This window comes from Stenotrophomonas maltophilia group sp. msm4, from assembly GCF_032025605.1.
Classification (GTDB): Bacteria; Pseudomonadota; Gammaproteobacteria; order Xanthomonadales; family Xanthomonadaceae; genus Stenotrophomonas; species Stenotrophomonas sepilia.
Map to the genome: position 1 here is coordinate 274185 of NZ_JAVSKK010000003.1, position 18571 is coordinate 292755.

Annotated in this window: 15 protein-coding genes and 1 riboswitch; of the genes, 12 read left to right on the top strand and 3 right to left on the bottom strand. The window is 67.3% G+C overall.

All coding sequences use genetic code 11. From position 1 onward, the window contains the following. The first annotated feature begins 116 nt into the window (after window positions 1–116). From ROV93_RS15505 to ROV93_RS15515, 3 genes are all read left to right on the top strand, one after another. Window positions 117–3575 carry a PAS domain-containing hybrid sensor histidine kinase/response regulator gene (locus tag ROV93_RS15505; protein ID WP_072168862.1) on the top strand — a complete coding sequence of 1153 codons (3459 nt, stop codon included), beginning with the start codon at window positions 117–119 and terminating at the stop codon, window positions 3573–3575. Window positions 3576–3813: 238 nt separating this feature from the next. Next, window positions 3814–3903, top strand: a riboswitch (yybP-ykoY riboswitch). A gap of 89 nt (window positions 3904–3992) precedes the next feature. Then, the gene (locus ROV93_RS15510) at window positions 3993–4568 is read left to right on the top strand and encodes a manganese efflux pump MntP family protein (protein ID WP_049449888.1); all 576 of its coding nucleotides are present in this window, start codon (window positions 3993–3995) and stop codon (window positions 4566–4568) included. 147 nt (window positions 4569–4715) lie between these two features. Beyond that, the gene (locus tag ROV93_RS15515) at window positions 4716–5171 is read left to right on the top strand and encodes a transposase (RefSeq protein WP_072168863.1); all 456 of its coding nucleotides are present in this window, start codon (window positions 4716–4718) and stop codon (window positions 5169–5171) included. Window positions 5172–5273: 102 nt separating this feature from the next. Here the strand turns inward: ROV93_RS15515 and ROV93_RS15520 are convergent, their stop codons facing one another. Together ROV93_RS15520 and acs are read right to left on the bottom strand one after the other, a co-directional pair. Beyond that, window positions 5274–5939 (bottom strand): response regulator transcription factor, encoded by a 666-nt coding sequence (locus ROV93_RS15520; protein WP_005420420.1) that lies wholly within the window; start codon window positions 5937–5939, stop codon window positions 5274–5276. An 80-nt stretch (window positions 5940–6019) separates the two neighbouring features. Next, window positions 6020–7963: an acetate--CoA ligase gene (gene acs, locus ROV93_RS15525; protein ID WP_072168864.1), complete on the bottom strand. Its 1944-nt coding sequence runs from the start codon at window positions 7961–7963 to the stop codon at window positions 6020–6022. A gap of 245 nt (window positions 7964–8208) precedes the next feature. On the opposite strand from acs, the gene ROV93_RS15530 reads away from it, so the two are divergent. The 4 genes from ROV93_RS15530 (at window position 8209) to xth (ending at window position 13985) form a co-directional block, all read left to right on the top strand. Continuing rightward, window positions 8209–9636, top strand: coding sequence for a DcaP family trimeric outer membrane transporter (locus tag ROV93_RS15530; RefSeq protein ID WP_312540347.1), 1428 nt, complete (start codon window positions 8209–8211; stop codon window positions 9634–9636). A gap of 127 nt (window positions 9637–9763) precedes the next feature. Next, window positions 9764–11425, top strand: a complete 1662-nt coding sequence (locus tag ROV93_RS15535) for an MFS transporter (RefSeq protein WP_072168865.1) — start codon at window positions 9764–9766, stop codon at window positions 11423–11425. Between the two features lie 212 nt (window positions 11426–11637). Continuing rightward, the gene (locus tag ROV93_RS15540) at window positions 11638–13047 is read left to right on the top strand and encodes a coniferyl aldehyde dehydrogenase (protein WP_180890625.1); all 1410 of its coding nucleotides are present in this window, start codon (window positions 11638–11640) and stop codon (window positions 13045–13047) included. A 170-nt stretch (window positions 13048–13217) separates the two neighbouring features. Further along, a complete protein-coding gene (gene xth, locus ROV93_RS15545) occupies window positions 13218–13985 on the top strand; it encodes an exodeoxyribonuclease III (protein WP_072167782.1) in 768 nt (255 codons plus the stop codon). 72 nt (window positions 13986–14057) lie between these two features. Here xth and ROV93_RS15550 read toward each other — a convergent pair whose 3' ends face one another. After that, entirely contained in the window at window positions 14058–14309 is a 252-nt protein-coding gene (locus ROV93_RS15550; protein ID WP_005411656.1) for a GlsB/YeaQ/YmgE family stress response membrane protein, read from the bottom strand. A gap of 84 nt (window positions 14310–14393) precedes the next feature. Here ROV93_RS15550 and ROV93_RS15555 point away from each other — a divergent pair, with 84 nt between their 5' ends. The 5 genes from ROV93_RS15555 to ROV93_RS15575 all read left to right on the top strand — a co-directional run bounded on the left by ROV93_RS15555 (window position 14394) and on the right by ROV93_RS15575 (window position 18556). Beyond that, on the top strand, window positions 14394–14993 hold the full coding sequence (locus ROV93_RS15555; RefSeq protein ID WP_072167783.1) for a 4'-phosphopantetheinyl transferase superfamily protein: 600 nt from the start codon (window positions 14394–14396) through the stop codon (window positions 14991–14993). Between the two features lie 39 nt (window positions 14994–15032). Beyond that, window positions 15033–15671 carry a 16S rRNA (guanine(527)-N(7))-methyltransferase RsmG gene (gene rsmG, locus ROV93_RS15560; RefSeq protein ID WP_012481632.1) on the top strand — a complete coding sequence of 213 codons (639 nt, stop codon included), beginning with the start codon at window positions 15033–15035 and terminating at the stop codon, window positions 15669–15671. 113 nt (window positions 15672–15784) lie between these two features. After that, window positions 15785–16582: a ParA family protein gene (locus ROV93_RS15565; RefSeq protein WP_072167784.1), complete on the top strand. Its 798-nt coding sequence runs from the start codon at window positions 15785–15787 to the stop codon at window positions 16580–16582. Further along, window positions 16582–17505: a ParB/RepB/Spo0J family partition protein gene (locus tag ROV93_RS15570; RefSeq protein WP_049415931.1), complete on the top strand. Its 924-nt coding sequence runs from the start codon at window positions 16582–16584 to the stop codon at window positions 17503–17505. Before ROV93_RS15565 ends, ROV93_RS15570 begins: the two co-directional genes overlap by 1 nt. An 85-nt stretch (window positions 17506–17590) precedes the next feature. Continuing rightward, window positions 17591–18556 (top strand): NAD-dependent epimerase/dehydratase family protein, encoded by a 966-nt coding sequence (locus tag ROV93_RS15575; RefSeq protein WP_072167785.1) that lies wholly within the window; start codon window positions 17591–17593, stop codon window positions 18554–18556. The last annotated feature ends 15 nt before the right edge of the window (window positions 18557–18571 follow it).

Genomic DNA, 18571 nt, shown 5'->3' on the forward strand with positions numbered 1-18571 from the left:
GGTCGTGGCCCGCACCGCGTAGGCCCCCACCCGGGTGGGGGTGGTTGCCCCCAACGCGCCCGCACCCCCGGCCACGCCTGGCCTACACTGCGGGTTCTTCCCACGGAAACGCACGCGTGGTCTCCAGCTGGATCCTGCTGCTGGTCTCGGTTGCCTACGCCGCGCTGCTGTTCGGCGTGGCGTGGTGGGGCGACCGTCGGCCGATGTACCCCGACCGGCCGTGGCTGCGGCCGGTGGTCTACAGCCTGGCGCTGGCCGTGTACTGCTCCTCGTGGACGTTCTACGGCGCGGTGGGTACCGCCGTGCGCAATGGCGTGGGCTACCTGCCGATCTACATCGGCCCGCTGCTGCTGCTGTTGTTCGGCTGGCGCATCATCGAGCGCCTGGCGCTGATCGCACGCAGCCAGAACGTGGTCTCCATCGCCGATTTCATCTCCTCGCGCTTCGGTCGCTCGCGGCGGCTGGCGGCGCTGGTGGCGATCATCGCGCTGATCGGCATCATTCCGTACCTGGCGTTGCAGTACAAAGCGGTGGCGATGAGCCTGCAGGTACTGACCGGCAACACCGGCCCCACCGGCTTCTTCACCGACCCGGCGCTGTACGTGGCGCTGCTGATGGCGCTGTTCGCCACCCTGTTCGGCACCCGCCAGGTCGATGCCACCGAGCACCACCACGGCATGATGCTGGCGATCGCCTTCGAATCGGTGATCAAGCTGCTGGCGATGCTGGCGGTGGGCGTGTTCGCCTACCTGTGGCTGAGCAACCGCACCGACGCGGTGGTCGAGTCGGTGCATACGCTGTTCACCGGCCTGCCGCCGGTCGGCTTCATCTCGCAGACTCTGCTCAGTTTCCTCGCCATCATCTGCCTGCCGCGCCAGTTCCACGTGGCCGTGGTCGAGTGCGGTGACGTGCGCGACGTGCGCCGCGCGCGCTGGATGTTCGGCGGTTACCTGGTGCTGATCTCGGGCATGGTGCTGCCGATCGCCACCGCCGGCGTCACCCTGTTCGGCACCGGCGGCAGCGTCGCCGACGATTCGATGGTGCTGGCGCTGCCGTTGGCCGAAGGCCGCAATGCGCTGGCGCTGATCGCCTACGTGGGCGGCTTCTCGGCGGCCACCGGCATGGTCATCGTCTCGTCCATCGCGCTGGCGACCATGGTCAGCAACGACCTGGTGATGCCGGTGCTGCTGCGTCGGAGCGGTGACCACCAGGAAGCCGCCGACGTCGCCTCGCGCGTGCTGTGGATCCGCCGCCTGGCGATCCTGCTGCTGGCGCTGATGGCCTACAGCTACTACCGCACCAGCAGCAACGACAGCACGCTGGCCTCGTACGGCCTGATGGCGTTCGCAGCGGTGGCGCAGTTCGCGCCCGGCCTGATCGGCGGCCTGTACTGGCGCGGTGCCAGCCGGCGCGGCGTCGAAGTGGGCATGCTGCTGGGCTTCGCCACCTGGCTGTACACCCTGCTGCTGCCGGCGATGACCATGGCCGGCTGGGTCGACGCCGCCTGGGTGCAGCACGGCCCGTTCGGCATCGAGTGGCTGCGTCCGCAGCAGCTGTTCGGCATGTCCGGCTGGGATCCGCTGACCCACGGCACGTTCTGGTCGCTGCTGGTCAATGCGGCGACGATGATGCTGGTGTCCGCGCGCTGGCGGCCCGGCGTCGACGAGCGCCTGCGTGCGGCACCGTTCCTCGACCCGTATGCCGAGCGCCCGTCGGTGGCCGGCGGCTGGCCCGGCCACGTGCATGTGGGCGACCTGCTGGCGCTGGCCTCGCGCGTGGTCGGCGAACGTCATGCGCGGCGTTCGTTCTTCGAGCAGGCGCAGTCACTGGGCCGTGAACTGCAATCCTCCGCGCCTGCAGACCGCCCGTGGGTGCAGTTCACCGAACGCCTGCTGGCCGCGTCGATCGGCGCGGCGTCCGCACGCCTGCTGCTGACCAGCCTGCTGCGTGGCTCGGGCATGGACCTGGGTGAAGTGGTGGCGGTACTGGACGAAGCCGGGCAGGAACTGCGCTTCAACCGCGAGATCCTGTCGACCACGCTGGAGAACATCAGCGCCGGGGTCAGCGTGGTCGATCCGGACATGCGCCTGACCGCATGGAACCGCCGCTACCAGGACATGTTCGGCTACCCCGACGGCATGCTCTACGTGGGCCGCCCGGTGGCCGACCTGATCCGCTACAACGCCGAGCGCGGCGAGCTGGGCGAGGGCGATATCGAAGTGCAGATCAACCGCCGCATCGGTTACATGCGCGCCGGTTCGCCGCACGTGTTCGAGCGCACCCGCAGCGACGGCAAGGTGATCGAGATGCGCGGCCAGGCGCTGCCGGGCGGCGGCTACGTGACCAGCTACAACGACATCACCGACTACAAGCACGCTGAAAGGGCGCTGCTTGAAGCCAACGAGACGCTGGAACAGCGCGTGGCCGAGCGCTCGCATGAGGCCGAGGTCGCGCAGCAGTCGAAGACGCGCTTCCTGGCGGCGATCAGCCACGACGTGCTGCAGCCGCTGAACGCAGCACGCCTGTTCGCTTCGGCACTGCGCGACAGTGATCACGTGAGCGACGAGCAGAAGCATCTTGCCGAGCGCGTGGATGCATCGCTGCGTGCGGCCGAAGAACTGCTTGATGGCCTGCTGGACGTGTCGCGGCTGGATGCCGGTGGCCTGCACCCGGTGATCGGCGAATTCGACGTGAGTGCGTTGATGCGCGAGCTGGCGGCGCAGTACACCCCGGTCGCTGCGGGTCGCGGTCTGCGCCTGGACCTGTTCACGCGTCCGGCCTGGGTGCGCAGTGACCGCCGCCTGCTGCGCCGCGTACTGCAGAACTTCCTGGCCAATGCGCTGCGCTACACACGCCAGGGGCGCATCGTGCTGGCCGTGCGCCAGCGCGGCGACGAGGTGGAACTGCAGGTGTGGGACACCGGCCCGGGCATTCCCGAACACCACATGCGGCAGATCTTCGACGAGTTCCACCGCTACCAGCAGCCGTTCGACTGGGGCGAGCAGGGGTTGGGCCTGGGCCTGTCGATCTGCCAGCGCATCTCGCGCCTGCTTGATCATCGGTTGAACGCACGCAGCCGCGTCGGCAAGGGCTCGATGTTCTCGATCATCCTGCCGCGGGTGGCGCCACTACCCGGGTATACCGAGTTGGCCACGCCGGTGCAGGCCGTGCCCGCACCGGTGCGCAGCGATTCGCTGGCGGGCCTGCGGGTGTTGTGCGTGGACAACGACGAGGAAATCCTCGACGGCATGCGCGCGCTGCTCGGCCGCTGGCAGGTGCAGGTGATCACTGCCGCCACCGTCGACCAGGCGCTGGAGAAGATTGCCGAGCGTCCGCAGGTGATGCTGGTGGACTACCACCTGCACGATCGCATGGATGGCCTCGATGCGCTGGTGGCGCTGCGCGAGGCGGCCGGCTATCCGCTGCCGGGTGCGCTGTTGACCGCCGATGGCCGCGACGAACTGAAGCGGATGGCACGCGAGCGTGGCTACCGCGTGCTGACCAAGCCGATCAAGCCGGCCTCGCTGCGCGCCTTCCTCGGCGCGCTGCGCGACGCCGGCAACAGCGATGCCTGATGGCAATGTAGAGCCGAGTCCGCACTCGGCTGCTGCGCGGAACATGGTGTTCCGTGGGCCGGCCGAACAGCAGCCGAGCATTGGCTCGGCTCTACAAAAATCCAGTTGCGGGGGCCCTCTGTAGAGCCGAGCCCGCGCGCAGCGACGTGCTGATATAGCCATCGCTATACAAACCAGCCCTGCCTGCGCGTTTCGATGGAAATGCGCCACGCGTGGATCGCGATGCTAAGCTTCGCGTCCCCTTGGGGAGTAGCCGGATTCCTTCGCAGGAATCGTCCACGTCAACATACTCGGCCAGTGCGCCGTGGCGTGGACAACCATGATGGTTGGCGAGACCAGCGGCCCGCGCGCGCAACGTCAGGTTGGGCGCGAGCGCCGGCCGTGCGTCCGTCCTAGCCCGACCTTCAGCAGTCGCCAATGTCCCCCATTTCGATCCTCCTGATCGGCTTTGCCATGTCCACCGATGCCTTTGCCGCCGCGATCGGCAAGGGCGCGGCCATGCGCAAGCCGGTGTTCCGCGATGCCTTGCGTGCCGGCATCATCTTCGGCGTCATCGAGGCGATCACGCCCATCATCGGCTGGCTGCTCGGCCGCGCCGCCCTGCAGTATGTCGAAGCCTTCGACCACTGGATCGCGTTCGGCCTGCTCGGCGCGCTGGGCATCCACATGATCTACAACGGCCTGCGCCCGGACAGTGCTGACGAAGACGAAGACCCCTCGCAGCACCACGGCTTCTGGAAGCTGGCGTTGACCGGTTTCGCCACCAGCATCGATGCGATGGCGGTGGGCATCGGCCTGGCCTTCATGGACGTGCATATCGGCGTGATGGCCGCGGTCATCGGCCTGTGCACGCTGACCATGGTCACCGCCGGCATCATGCTCGGCCGCGTGCTGGGCAGCATGGTCGGCAAGCGTGCCGAGATCATCGGTGGCGTGATCCTGGTGATCATCGGCGCGACGATCCTGTACGAACACCTGCACGGCGTGGGGTGAGCAGGGAAACCTGTAGAGCCGAGCCCACGCTCGGCTGCTTTGCATGGCAGCCGAGCATGGGCTCGGCTCTACATCAGGGTGTTGGCTGACAAGCATTGCGGTGTTGCACTGATGGAGAGACTGGCATGCGTGCCATAGCCTCTTCGCATGGCCAGTCCCGCACTCCGTTATGGTCGTTGGTCGCATACCGGCAATGTCTATGCACTTACCACGGTGACGCATGCGCGTCGTCCCTGGTTCAGTGACAAGGCCAACGTCGATCTGCTGATCGAAGCCCTGCGCACCGTAGAGCGGACTGGGCGGACCTCCTCCCTCGCCTGGGTGGTGATGCCGGATCATCTGCACTGGCTGTTCGAACTCCGTACCGGCACGCTCGTCGGCTGCATGCAGATCCTCAAATCACGGAGCGGGCGTTCCATCGGCAGGCGCACTGAGGCGAACGCGCCGATCTGGCAGCCGGGATACTACGATCATGCGCTGCGCGGCGATGAGTGCCTGCGCACGCAGGCGATGTACATCGCGGCCAATCCCGTGCGTGCTGGGCTGGCCACGCGCATCGGGGAATACCCCTATGTGTGGAGTCGATGGTTGCTTGAGGAGTGATTGGTATTGAGGCAAAGAGCAGCCGAGCGTGGGCTCGGCTCTACAGGGGCATCATGACGTCTGTAGAGCCGAGCCCATGCTCGGCTCCGCAGTCCGTCACCTTCAGTCTTCTTCCGGCGGCAGCACGATGGCGTCGTCGTCGATCGCCAGCTTGCCGGCCATCAGCACGGCCTGGGTGCGGTTGGTCACGCCGAGCTTGCGCAGGATGGCGGTGACGTGGGCCTTGATCGTCGCTTCGGAGACGTTGAGGTCGTAGGCGATCTGCTTGTTCAAGCGGCCGGCGCCGAGCATCTGCAGGACGCGGAACTGCTGCGGGGTCAGCTCGCGCAGGCGCTGGCCGACTTCGCGTTCTTCGCTGCCGGTGGGCGGCACGTTGTGCGCTTCCGGCGGTGCCCAGGTCTCGCCATCGAGGATGGTGCCCAACGCATGGCCGATGGTGTCCGAATCCGCAGACTTCGGGATGAAGCCCAGCGCACCGTGGTCGAGCGCGCGGCGCATCACCGTGGCCTCTTCGCGCGCGGACACCACCACCACTGGCAGCTGGGGGTGCAGTGAGCGCATGTGCACCAGTGCGTTGAAGCCCTGCGCACCGGGCATGTTGAGATCCATCAGGACCAGGTCGGCGTCGTTGTGCTGGTCGGCCAGCGCGTACAGCGCTTCCACGCTGTCGGCCTCGAACAGCTGCACGCCGGGGATGACCCGCTGCACGGCTCCACGCAGGGCTTCGCGGAACAGCGGGTGGTCATCGGCAATCAGGAGGGTGGTCATGGTCGGGGGGAACCGTGGGGGAAAGCAGATGGGGTCAGAGCCCTTTCCTTGAGCAAAGGGATCCGACCCCGGGTCGTACGTCATCGCACCTTGCGCTCGTCCACCAGCGACGCCACCACCGATGGATCGGCCAGGGTCGAGGTGTCGCCGAGCTGGTCCGGTGCGTTCTCGGCGATCTTGCGCAGGATGCGGCGCATGATCTTGCCCGAGCGGGTCTTCGGCAGGCCCGGCGCCCACTGCAGGTGGTCCGGTGTGGCGATCGGGCCGATCTCCTTGCGCACCCAGGCGATCAGTTCCTTGTGCAGCTCATCGCTCGGCGCCTCTTCGGCCACCAGGGTGACGTAGGCGTAGATGCCCTGGCCCTTGACGTCGTGCGGGAAGCCCACGACCGCCGCTTCGGCCACCTTCGGATGCGAGACCAGCGCGCTTTCCACTTCGGCGGTGCCGATGCGGTGGCCGGACACATTGATCACATCGTCGACGCGGCCGGTGATCCAGTAATAGCCGTCCTCGTCGCGGCGGCAACCGTCGCCGGTGAAGTAGCTGCCGGGGTAGGTGCGGAAATACGTATCGATGAAACGCTGGTGGTCGCCGTACACCGTGCGCATCTGGCCCGGCCAGGAGTCACGGATGATCAGGTTGCCCTCGGTCGGGCCGTCCTGGATCTCGCCATCGGCATTGACCAGCGCCGGCTGCACGCCGAAGAAGGGCAGGGTGGCCGACCCCGGCTTGAGGTCCATCGCACCGGCCAGCGGCGAGATCAGGATGCCGCCGGTTTCGGTCTGCCACCAGGTATCGACGATCGGGCAGCGGCTGTCGCCGACCACTTCGTAGTACCAGCGCCAGGCTTCCGGATTGATCGGCTCGCCGACGCTGCCGAGCAGGCGCAGCGACGCGCGCGAGGTCTTCTTCACCGGCTCCTCGCCCTCGCGCATCAGCGCACGGATGGCGGTCGGGGCGGTGTAGAAGATGGTCACCTTGTGCTTGTCGATGACGTTCCAGAAGCGCGAGGTGTCCGGATAGTTCGGCACGCCTTCGAACATCAGCGAGGTCGCACCGTTGGCCAGTGGCCCGTACACGATGTAGCTGTGGCCGGTGACCCAGCCGACGTCGGCGGTGCACCAGTAGATGTCGTCCTCGCGCAGGTCGAACACCGCTTCATGGGTGTAGGCCGCATACAGCAGATAGCCGCCGGTGGTGTGCAGCACGCCCTTCGGCTTGCCGGTGGAACCGGAGGTGTAGAGGATGAACAGCGGGTCTTCCGCGTTCATGCGTTCCGGTTCGCAGGTGGACGGCTGGCTGTCCACCACATCGTGGAACCAGCGGTCGCGCGGGGCCTGCATGTCCACCGCGCCGCCGGTGTGGCGCACCACCAGCACGGTTTCAACCGTGTTCGTGCCCGGCAGCTTCAGCGCGGCATCGACGTTGGCCTTCAGCGGAATCCTGCGGCCACCCCGCAAGCCTTCGTCGGCGGTGATGATCAGCTTGCTCTGGCAGTCGCTGACGCGGTCAGCGATCGAGTTCGGCGCGAAGCCACCGAACACCACCGAGTGGATCGCACCGATGCGCGCGCAGGCCAGCATGGCCACCGCAGCATCGACGATCATCGGCAGGTAGATGGTGACGCGGTCGCCCTTTTTGACCCCGAGGTTGCGCAGCGCATTGCCGAGGCGGCAGGTGCGCTCATACAGCTCGCGATAGGTCACGTGCTGGGCCGGTGCATCCGGGCCGTCCGGCTCGAACAGCAGGGCGGTCTTGTCGCCGCGCGTCTCGAGCTGGCGATCCAGGCAGTTCACGCTGGCATTGAGCTCACCATCCTCGAACCACTTGATGTGGAAGTCGGACAGGTCGTAGCTGACGTTCTTGATCTTCGTCGGCTTGCGCATCCATTGCAGGCGCTCGGCGGCCTTGCCCCAGAATCCATCCGGGTCGGTTACCGACGCCTGGTACTGCTGTTCATAGGTCTTCTTGTCGATGCGTGCCTTGGCGGCGAACTGCGGATCGACGGGGTAGATATCAGCCATGGCACCCTCACTTGCACGTTGACTTTGTATGTGCGGTCGCAGCATCGCAACGACCGATCCCCCTCAGTTTGCCCCATCCACCCCCGGCCGCGTCACCACCCTGGTTAGACCATGGTCGAAAGTGAGCGCCCTGCAGGGCCGGGTTCGACCAATGGCGAATAGCCGCTATACATAATCGCCCCGCAGTCTCGGCTCGACCGTGCCCCACGCGCGGCATCACCTTGCCACTTGGGAGAGAGGGCAACATGAGCCACCGTACGTTGAAAGCCGTGCGCACACCTTTGGCGGCCTGCCTGCTGGTCGCCCTGGTCGCACCGGGCATGGCGTTCGCAGAGACCGCCAAAGAGAAGGCACTGGAAGCACGCGTTGCCGAACTGGAACGCCAGGTCCAGCTGCTGCTGTCTTCGCAGCAACAACAACAGACCCAGATCAGCCAGACCCAGCAGGCGGTGACCGAAGTCCGCACGGTGCAGGCCGGGCAGAAGCCGGTCGCACAGGTGCCGGCCGGCAAGCAGCCGATCCAGGTCACCACCCTCACCCCGGGCGCGGCACCGGGCACCACGGTCAAGATCGGCGGCTTCATCAAGGCCGACTTCCTGGCCACCCAGACCAGCGATGGCCAGCTGGCCGACGACGCCACCGGCCGCTCGCTGTACCTGCCGGGCCAGACCCCGGTGGAAGGCGCTGGCGGCAGCGGCAAGCGGTCGGGCACCGATTTCAACGCCCATGCCAAGTTCTCGCGCTTCAACCTGGGCATCGACAACGTCAGCGAATCGGGCAACAAGGCCGGTGCGTTCTTCGAGATGGACTTCTTCGGCAACTCGCTGGGCAACCAGACCGCCACCAATACCTACGGCGTGACCCTGCGCCACGCCTACATGTACTGGAACAACTGGCTGGCCGGCCAGACCTGGTCCAACTTCATGGACGCGGCCGCACTGCCGGAAGCGGTCGACTTCGTCGGCCCCACCGACGGCGTGATCTTCGTGCGCCAGGCGCAGGTGCGCTACACCCAGGGTGGCTTCAGCGTCGCGCTGGAAAACCCGGAAACCACCACCCTCACCGGCACCCGCAACCCGGTCACCGGCGCCTGGACCAACGCCAGCGCCAACTCCGACCGTGGCAGCCTGCCCGACCTGACCCTGCGCTATGGCTGGAAGGGCGACTGGGGCACCTTCGGTGTCGGCGGCATCGTCCGTCAGCTGAAGGTCGACAGCCAGGCCACCGGCGCGAAGGCCGACAAGGTGGCTGGCGGCCTGACCCTGGGCGGCAAGTGGGTGATGGGTGACAGCGATACGCTGCACTACCAGCTGACCGGCGGCGAAGGCATCGCCCGCTACATCGGCCTGGGCATCACCGCCGACAGCGCCTACGACGTGGCCCGTGATGAGCTCAACCCGACCGGCGTGCTGGCCGGCTATGTCGGCTGGCGGCATGCGTTCTCGCCGAAGCTGCGCACCAACCTGATCTACGCGCGCAGCGACTACGACAACGACAGCATCCTCGGCCCGCTGGTGACCAAGAGCGTGCAGAGCATCCGCGGCAACATCTTCTATTCGCCGCTGCCCAAGGTCGATATCGGCGCCGAGCTGATGTATGGCCGTCGCGAAGTGGAAAACGGCAACAAGGGTGACATCACCCGATTGCAGTTCACTACGAAGTACAGCTTCTAGGAGCGTGCCGGCCAGCGGCCGGCACCTACCGAGATGGGGTGCCGGCCAAGGTCGGCATCTACCGAATTGAGTGCCGACCAACGGTCGGCACCCACCAACAACGATTGCTTCGGAGGGGAAGCGTCCCATGTCCAGTACACCCAGCACCGCACATAAAGCGGGCACCCTGACCAAGGGCCACAAGAAGGTCATCTTCGCCTCGAGCCTCGGCACGGTGTTCGAGTGGTATGACTTCTTCCTGTACGGCTCGCTCGCGGCCATCATCGCCAAGCAGTTCTTCAGTGGCGTCAATGAAACCACGGGCATGATCTTCGCCCTGCTGGCGTTCGCCGCCGGCTTCTTCGTGCGTCCGTTCGGCGCGGCCTTCTTCGGCAGCCTCGGCGACCGCATCGGCCGCAAGTACACCTTCCTGGTCACCATCCTGATCATGGGCATCTCGACCTTCCTGGTCGGCGTGCTGCCCAACTACGCCTCGATCGGGTTTGCCGCACCGGTGATCCTGATCATCCTGCGCCTGGCCCAGGGCCTGGCGATGGGCGGCGAGTACGGCGGTGCCGCCACCTACGTGGCCGAGCACGCGCCGGACGACAAGCGTGGCCTGTACACCAGCTTCATCCAGTGCACCGCCACGCTGGGCCTGTTCCTGTCGCTGCTGATCATCCTGGCCTGCCGCATGACGCTGGGCAACGAGGCGTTCGAAGCCTGGGGCTGGCGCATTCCGTTCCTGGTGTCGATCCTGCTGCTGGGCATTTCGGTGTGGATCCGCCTGCAGCTGAGCGAATCGCCGCTGTTCCAGCAGATGAAGGCTGAAGGCAAGGGCTCCAAGACCCCGTTCCGCGACAGCCTGAAGGGTGGCAACCTGAAGCTGATGTTGCTGGTCCTGCTCGGTGCAGCGGCTGGCCAGGCCGTGGTCTGGTACGGCGGACAGTTCTACGCGCTGTTCTTCCTCAGCAGCATGCTGAAGGTCGATGCCACCACCTCCTACCTGCTGATCGCCGCAGCGCTGGCACTGGGCACGCCGTTCTTCATCTTCTTCGGCTGGCTGTCCGACCGCATCGGCCGCAAGAAGATCATCCTGGCCGGCTGCCTGCTGGCGGCCATCACCTACATCCCGATCTTCAAGGGCCTGACCCACTTCGCCAACCCGGCCATCGAAGAAGCGCGCAGCAGCTCCCCGGCACTGGTCGTCGCCGACCCGGCCACCTGCTCGTTCCAGTTCGATCCGGTGGGCCTGCGCAAGTTCACCAGCTCCTGCGACGTGGCCACCGCCGCGCTGACCAAGGCCGGTGTGCCGTACGACGTGCAGCCCGCCGCCGCCGGTTCGCTGGCGATGGTGAACGTGGGCAGTGCCAGCGTCACCTCGTATGAGGCCGCTGGCCTGACCAAGGAAGAAGGCAAGGCCAAGGCCGATGCGTTCGGCGCGGAGCTGAAGACCGCGCTGACCACCGCCGGCTACCCGGCCAAGGCCGATGGTGCGCGCATCAACATCGCCGGCACCATCTTCATGCTGTGGCTGCTGGTGCTGTACGTGACCATGGTCTACGGCCCGATCGCCGCCTACCTGGTGGAACTGTTCCCGACCCGCATCCGCTACACCTCGATGTCGCTGCCGTACCACATCGGCAACGGCTGGTTCGGTGGCTTCCTGCCGGCGATCTCGTTCGCGCTGGTGGCCGGTACCGGCAACCTGTACTACGGCCTGTGGTACCCCATCATCATCGCGCTGATGTCGGTGGTGATCGGTGGCCTGTTCCTGCGCGAGACCAAGAACGTGGATATCACCAAGTAACCGGCGTGCCGACCAACGGCGGCACCCACCGGGTTTCAGGGGCCGCGGTGCAGACCGCGGCCTTTCTGTTTGTCGACCGTGCCCACTCGGCTCGCATTCCGGTAGTGCCGGCCGCTGGCCGGCAACCCCATGAATCTTCGCAGACATGAACCCATTGCCGGCCAGCGGCCGGCACTACCATGGCGTTGCGCAGCACCCCGTATAGTCGGCCCATGACCATCACCGCCCCAGCCGACCTTCCCGCCATCCTGCACTCCCTGCGCAGCGCCTGGCAGTCGCAGCGCCCTTCGCTGGACCAGCGTGAAGCCGACCTGCGCCGCCTCCGCGAAGCGCTGAAGCCACGCCTGGACGAAATGGCCACGGCCATCGCCGAGGACTTCGGCCACCGCGCCCACACCGAATCGAAGCTGGCCGATGGCATGAGCGTGCTGTCGGCCATCGACCACCTGCGCCGCCACCTGCGGCGCTGGTCGAAGCCGCAGCGCGTACGGGCCGGCTGGAAGCTGTGGCCGGCGCGCGCGCAGCTGCGGCCGACGCCACTGGGTGTGGTCGGGGTGATCTCACCGTGGAATTACCCGGTCACGCTGGCGCTGGTGCCGCTGGTCACCGCCATCGCTGCGGGCAACCACGTACTGCTGAAGCCTTCGGAACACACGCCGCGCACCAGCGCGTTCCTGGCCGATCTGCTGGCCAGTGTGTTCCCGCCCGATCGGGTGGCGGTGGTGCAGGGTGGGGCGGACGTGGCCGCGGCGGTGTCCTCGCTGCCGCTGGACCATCTGCTGTTCACCGGCTCGACGGCCGTGGGCCGCAAGGTGATGGCCGCCGCCGCTGAGCATCTGGTGCCGGTCACGCTGGAGCTGGGCGGCAAGTCGCCGGCCATCGTCTGCCGCGATTTTCCGCTGGACAAAGCCGCCGCGCGGCTGGCCACCGGCAAGTGGTTCAACGCGGGCCAGACCTGCATCGCGCCGGATTATGTGCTGATCGATACGGTCCGCCAGCGCGAGTTCGTACAGGCGCTGCAGCAGCAGGTGCACGAGCGCTATGGCGACTTCAGCAATGCCGACGACTACACGCGCATCATCAACGAGGGCCAGTACCAGCGCCTGCAGGGCTATCTGGTGCAGGCGCGCGAACGTGGCGTGCCGGTGATTCCGTTGGCGCAGGTGGATGAGGCGCGCGCCGACCGCGAGCGTCTGCTGGTGCCGACCGTGGTGCTGGACCCGCCCGACGATCTGGACCTGATGCGCGAGGAAATCTTCGGGCCGATCCTGCCGGTGCGGGCCTATCCGGATCTGGATGCCGCGCTGGCCGACGTGCTGTCCCGCGACCGGCCGCTGGCGCTGTATCCCTTCAGCCATGACACGACCACGGTGGAGCGCATCCTCGGCCAGGTGGTGGCGGGCGGGGTGACGGTGAATGACACGATGCTGCACTTCGCCGCCGATGGCCTGCCGTTTGGCGGGGTGGGGGCCAGCGGTATGGGCGCGTACCACGGCCGGGCCGGGTTCGATGCGATGAGCAAGCGGCTGCCGGTGCTGTGGCAGTCGCGCTGGGCGGCCAGCGACCGGCTGCGGCCGCCGTATTCGAAGATTGCGGGTTTGTTGAAGCTGCTGCTGCGGTGAACCCAGGCAGGGCGAGGCTCTACTGAATCAGGGCCCGATTCTTCTGTAGAGCCGAGCCCACGCTCGGCTGCTCCTGGCTGGGTGCCTGATCAATGCAGCCGAGCGTGGGCTCGGCTCTACACGGGAATCCGGGCCGACCCCCATCCCGGCCACCCGGTTAGAATGCCCGCATGAAGATCGCCTCGTGGAACGTCAATTCGCTCAATGTCCGCCTGCCGCACCTGGAGCAGTGGCTCAAGGACTTCGGCCCGGACATCGTCGGTATCCAGGAAACCAAGCTGGAGGACCACAAGTTCCCCGACTCTGCGCTGATCGCTGCCGGCTACCGCAGCGTGTTCGCCGGCCAGAAGACCTACAACGGCGTGGCGCTGCTGTCGCGTGAGCCGGCGCAGGACGTGCAGATCGGCATTCCCGGCTTCGAGGACGAACAGAAGCGCGTCATTGCCGGTACCTTCGGCGACCTGCGGGTGATCAACCTGTACGTAGTCAATGGCCAGGACATCGGCACCGACAAGTACGAGTACAAGCTGCGCTGGCTGGACGCGGTGCACGCGTGGATCGCGCAGGAACTGCAGCGGCACCCGAAGCTGATCGTGATGGGGGACTTCAACATTGCCCCGGACGCACGCGACGTGCACGACCCGGAGGTGTGGAACGACAACCACATCCTGACCTCCACCGCCGAGCGCGGCGCATTGAACAAGCTGCTGCAGCTGGGCCTGCACGATGGCTTCCGCCTGCACAACGACGAGGCGGGCACCTTCAGCTGGTGGGATTACCGCGCCGCCGGCTTCCGTCGCAACCTGGGCCTGCGCATCGACCTGACCCTGGTCTCCGATGCGCTGAAGAGCGGTGCGGTGGCCTCGGGCATCGACCGCGAGCCGCGCACCTGGGAACGCCCGAGCGACCATGCGCCGGCGTGGGTACAGATCGGTTGAATGAACGAGGCCCGGCGATTGCCGGGCCCGTTCTGAAAGGCCCGCCGGCCAGCGGCCGGCGTTACCGCCGCGTCAGCGTATGCTCTTGCGGGTGAACAGGTTGACGATCGCCAGCAGGATCACCGCACCGATCAGCGAGAACAGGAAGGTTCGAATGGTGATCGCTTCGTTGATGCCGCCGCCGAACAGCCAGCCGGAAATCAGCGCGCCGACGATGCCGACCACGATGTTGAGGATGATGCCCTGCTGGGCATCGCGCTTCATGATGATGCTGGCCAGCCAGCCTACGATGCCGCCGACGATCAGCCAGATGATGATGCCCATGATCGAACCTCCGGTGGGGAACTGTGACCAGTTGACGCGCACGGCTGTGAACCCGTCGTGCAATTGCGTGATGGGCGCGTGCGGATGAGCCTGCCAGCCACCCTCGACGGCCCCTGGCGCTTCGGCCCGGTGACGGTCTGGCGCTGCCCGCACGTGCCGGGCCAGCGCGGTGAACCGCAGGCACGGCAGGTGCTGGCGCAGGCCCTCGGGGCCGATCCGGAGACGCTGCCGCTGGTCCGCGATGACAAGGGCCGGCCGGAACTGAGCGGCGCATTGGCCCACTACGGCACTGGCTGGAGCCACAGCGGCGAGGTGCTGCTGGTGGCGCTGGGCGAAGGCGTGCGGCTGGGCGTGGACCTGGAACTGCTGCGGCCGCGCGCCCGCCTGCTGGAGATCGTGCAGCGCTTCTTCCACCCGGAGGAGGTGGCGTGGCTGGAAAGCCTGGACCAGGCCGACCGCGAACACTGGTTCTTCCGCGTGTGGTGCGCCAAGGAAGCGATGCTGAAGGCGCACGGCCAGGGTATCTCGTTCGGCCTGCACCGCCTGCAGCTGGCGCCGGGGGCCGATGGCGCCCTGCACCTGCGCTGGTGCGACCCGGAACTGGGCGAGGCCGCGCGCTGGCACCTGCACGAATGGCAGGCCACCGGTCAGTTCCGGGCGGCGTTGGCCTGGTATCCGCACTGAGGCGGGGAATCAGCGCGCAAAACCGGCGATAATGCCGGCATGAGCGAACACCCACTTCCCGCCAGCGTGGCTGCCACGCTGGAACAGGGCCTGGCCAGCATGGGCCTGGATGCCGCGCTGGCGCCGCCGCTGCTGCGCTACCTGGCCCTGCTGCACCGCTGGAACGGCACCTACAACCTCACCGCCATCCGCGACCCGCAGGAGATGGTCACCCGCCACCTGCTCGACTCGCTGGCGATGCAGCCGTTCGTGGCCGATGGCAGCCTGGCCGACCTCGGCACCGGGCCCGGGCTGCCCGGCATCCCGCTGGCCATCGCCTGCCCGGGCCTGCAGGTGACCCTGGTCGAGAGCAATGGCAAGAAGGCGCGCTTCATGCGCGAGGCCGTGCGCCAGCTCGGCCTGGGCAATGCCCGCGTGGCCGAATCGCGCGCCGAGGCGCTGGACGAGGCCGGCCGTTACGACCAGCTGACCGCGCGCGCAATGGATACCCTGGCCGGCATCGTCCGCGTCGGTGGCCATCTGCTGCGCCCCGGTGGCGTGCTGCTGGCCATGAAGGGCGTCTACCCGCATGAGGAGATCGCGGAACTGCCGGCGGGCTGGCAGGTGCGCGAGGTGACCCCGCTGAGCGTGCCCGGCCTGGCCGGCGAACGCCACCTGGTCACCGTTACAGGTCCCTGATTCCCGCCGCCAGCCCTTTGTGGAACAACGGGTTGGCGATCCACGATTTCCGCAAGGGGCCGGTTGTACGCATAATGACCGGTCCCAACCATCCGTCGACGAGGCACACCCGCATGGCCCGCATCATCGCCATCGCCAACCAGAAGGGTGGCGTCGGCAAGACCACGACCGCCGTCAACCTGGCCGCTTCCCTGGCCAACGCACCCAAGCGTGTGCTGCTGGTCGACCTCGATTCGCAGGGCAACGCGACCATGGGCAGCGGCGTGGACAAGCGTGAGCTGGCCGCCTCCACCTACGATCTGCTGCTGGGCGAGAACAGCGCCGCCGACGTGCGCGTGCAGACCGCCGAAGGCTACGACCTGTTGCCCGGCAACATCGACCTGACCGCCGCCGAGATCCAGCTGATGGCGCAGAGCGAGCGCGAGCAGCGGCTGAAGCGCGCGCTGGCACCGATCCGCGACGAGTACGACTACATCCTGATCGACTGCCCGCCGGCGCTGTCGCTGCTGACGCTCAACGCGCTGGCCGCCGCCGATTCGGTGATCGTGCCGATGCAGTGCGAGTACTACGCCCTGGAAGGCCTGAGCGCGCTGGTGGAAACCATCGAAGCGCTGCGTGCCGACCTCAATCCGGCGCTGGAGATCGAAGGCGTGCTGCGCACCATGTTCGATGTGCGCAACAACCTGGCCAACGCGGTGTCGGCCGAGCTCACCGAGCACTTCGGCGATCGCGTGTTCCGCACCATCGTGCCGCGCAACGTGCGCCTGGCCGAGGCACCCAGCCATGGCCAGAGCATCGTCGGCTACGACCGCGCCTCGCGCGGTGGCGTGGCCTACCTGGGCCTGGCCGGCGAGATCATCCGCCGCAACAACGAACGCAACAAGGCCACCAAGGCCGTGGAGACCGTCTGATGACCAGCAGCAAGCCGGCAGCCAAGAAGCGAGGCCTCGGCCGTGGCCTGGACGCGCTGCTGGGCCCGAAGGGCGCGGTCAGCCAGGTGCAGGCCACCACGGCGGTGATCGAGCCGCTGCCGGGGGAAGTGCTGCGCAAGTTGCCGGTCGGCCAGCTGCAGCCGGGCAAATACCAGCCGCGCCGCGAGATGGACGAGGGCAAGCTGTCCGAGCTGGCCGACTCGATCAAGTCGCAGGGCGTGATCCAGCCGATCCTGGTGCGCCAGCTGCCGGCGGGCAACTACGAAATCGTCGCCGGTGAACGCCGCTGGCGCGCATCGCAGCTGGCCGGGCTGGACGAAGTGCCGGTGGTGGTGCGCGAGCTGGAAGACCGCACCGTCATCGCGATGGCGCTGATCGAGAACATCCAGCGCGAAGACCTCAACCCGCTGGAAGAAGCCGAAGCGCTGCAGCGCCTGATCAGCGAGTTCACCCTCACCCATGCCGAGGCCGCCGAGGCCGTCGGCCGCTCGCGCGCGGCGGTGTCCAACCTGCTGCGCCTGCTGGAACTGCCGGTGGCGATCCGCCTGCTGCTGGAAACCCGCCGCCTGGAAATGGGGCATGCCCGTGCGCTGCTGACCCTGGCCCCCGAACTGGCCGGCAAGCTGGCCCAGGAAGCGGCCGACGAAGGCTGGTCGGTGCGCGAGGTCGAGCGGCGCGCGCAGGCCTTCGCCGCCGGCAAGGTGCCGAGCAGCCGTCCGGTGGCCACGCCGAAGGTGCAGCAGGCCGACATCGCCTCGCTGGAAACCGAGCTGTCCGAAGCGCTCGGCGCCAAGGTGGCGATCAGCCACGGCCGTGGCGGCAAGGGCAAGCTGATCATCCACTACACCGACCTGGACACCCTGGACGGCGTGCTGGAAAAACTGCGCACGCGCCAGGGCTGAGCCCGGCGCCACATCACGCCGGCCGACGCATCCCCGCGACGTCGGCCACGCCGATGGCAGCGGGGTGCTTTGATCGAGACCCGCGATGACCATCCTGCTCACCGGCGCTGCCGGCTTCATCGGTGCCTACACCGCCCGCGCGCTGCTGGAGGCCGGCCAGGCCGTGGTCGGCCTGGACAACTTCAACGATTACTACGACCCGCAGATCAAGCGTGACCGCGTGGCCGCGCTGTGTCCGGCGCTTGACCTGCGCACCCTGGACCTGACCGACCAGCAGGGCCTGGCCGCGCTGTTCGACGAGGTGCAGCCGACCGCGGTGATCCACCTGGCCGCGCAGGCCGGCGTGCGCTATTCGCTGGAAAACCCGCATGCCTACGTCGACAGCAACCTGGTCGGCTTCGTCAACATGCTCGAGCTGTGCCGCCACCGTGGCGTGCAGCACCTGGTGTACGCCTCCAGCAGTTCGGTCTACGGCGATTCGGCCACGCCGCCGTTCTCCGAAGACCAGCGCGTGGACCAGCCGCGCTCGCTGTACGCGGCGACCAAGGCCGCCAACGAGCTGATGGCCTACACCTACGCGCAGCTGTACGGCCTGCATGCCACCGGGCTGCGCTTCTTCACCGTGTATGGCCCGTGGGGCCGGCCGGACATGGCACCGCTGCTGTTCTCGCGCGCGGTGCTGGCCGGTCGGCCGATCGACGTGTTCAACGAAGGCCGCATGCAGCGCGATTTCACACATGTCTCCGACATCGTCTCCGGTATCCTCGGCGCCCTCGCGCATCCGGCCGACGGTCCGGTGCCGCACCGGGTGTTCAACCTCGGCAACCATACGCCGGTCGAGCTGGAGCGCTTCATCAGCGTGATCGAGCACGCCGCCGGCCGCCCCGCGCAGAAGGTCTACAAGCCCATGCAGCCCGGCGACATGGTGCGCACGATGGCCGATACCCGGCGCGCACATGACGCTTTCGGCTTCGATGCGGTGACCCCGATCGAACAAGGCCTGCCGCCTGTGGTGCAGTGGTGCCGCGAGTATTTTGGTGATCGCGCCTGAGGACGGATCCTCACG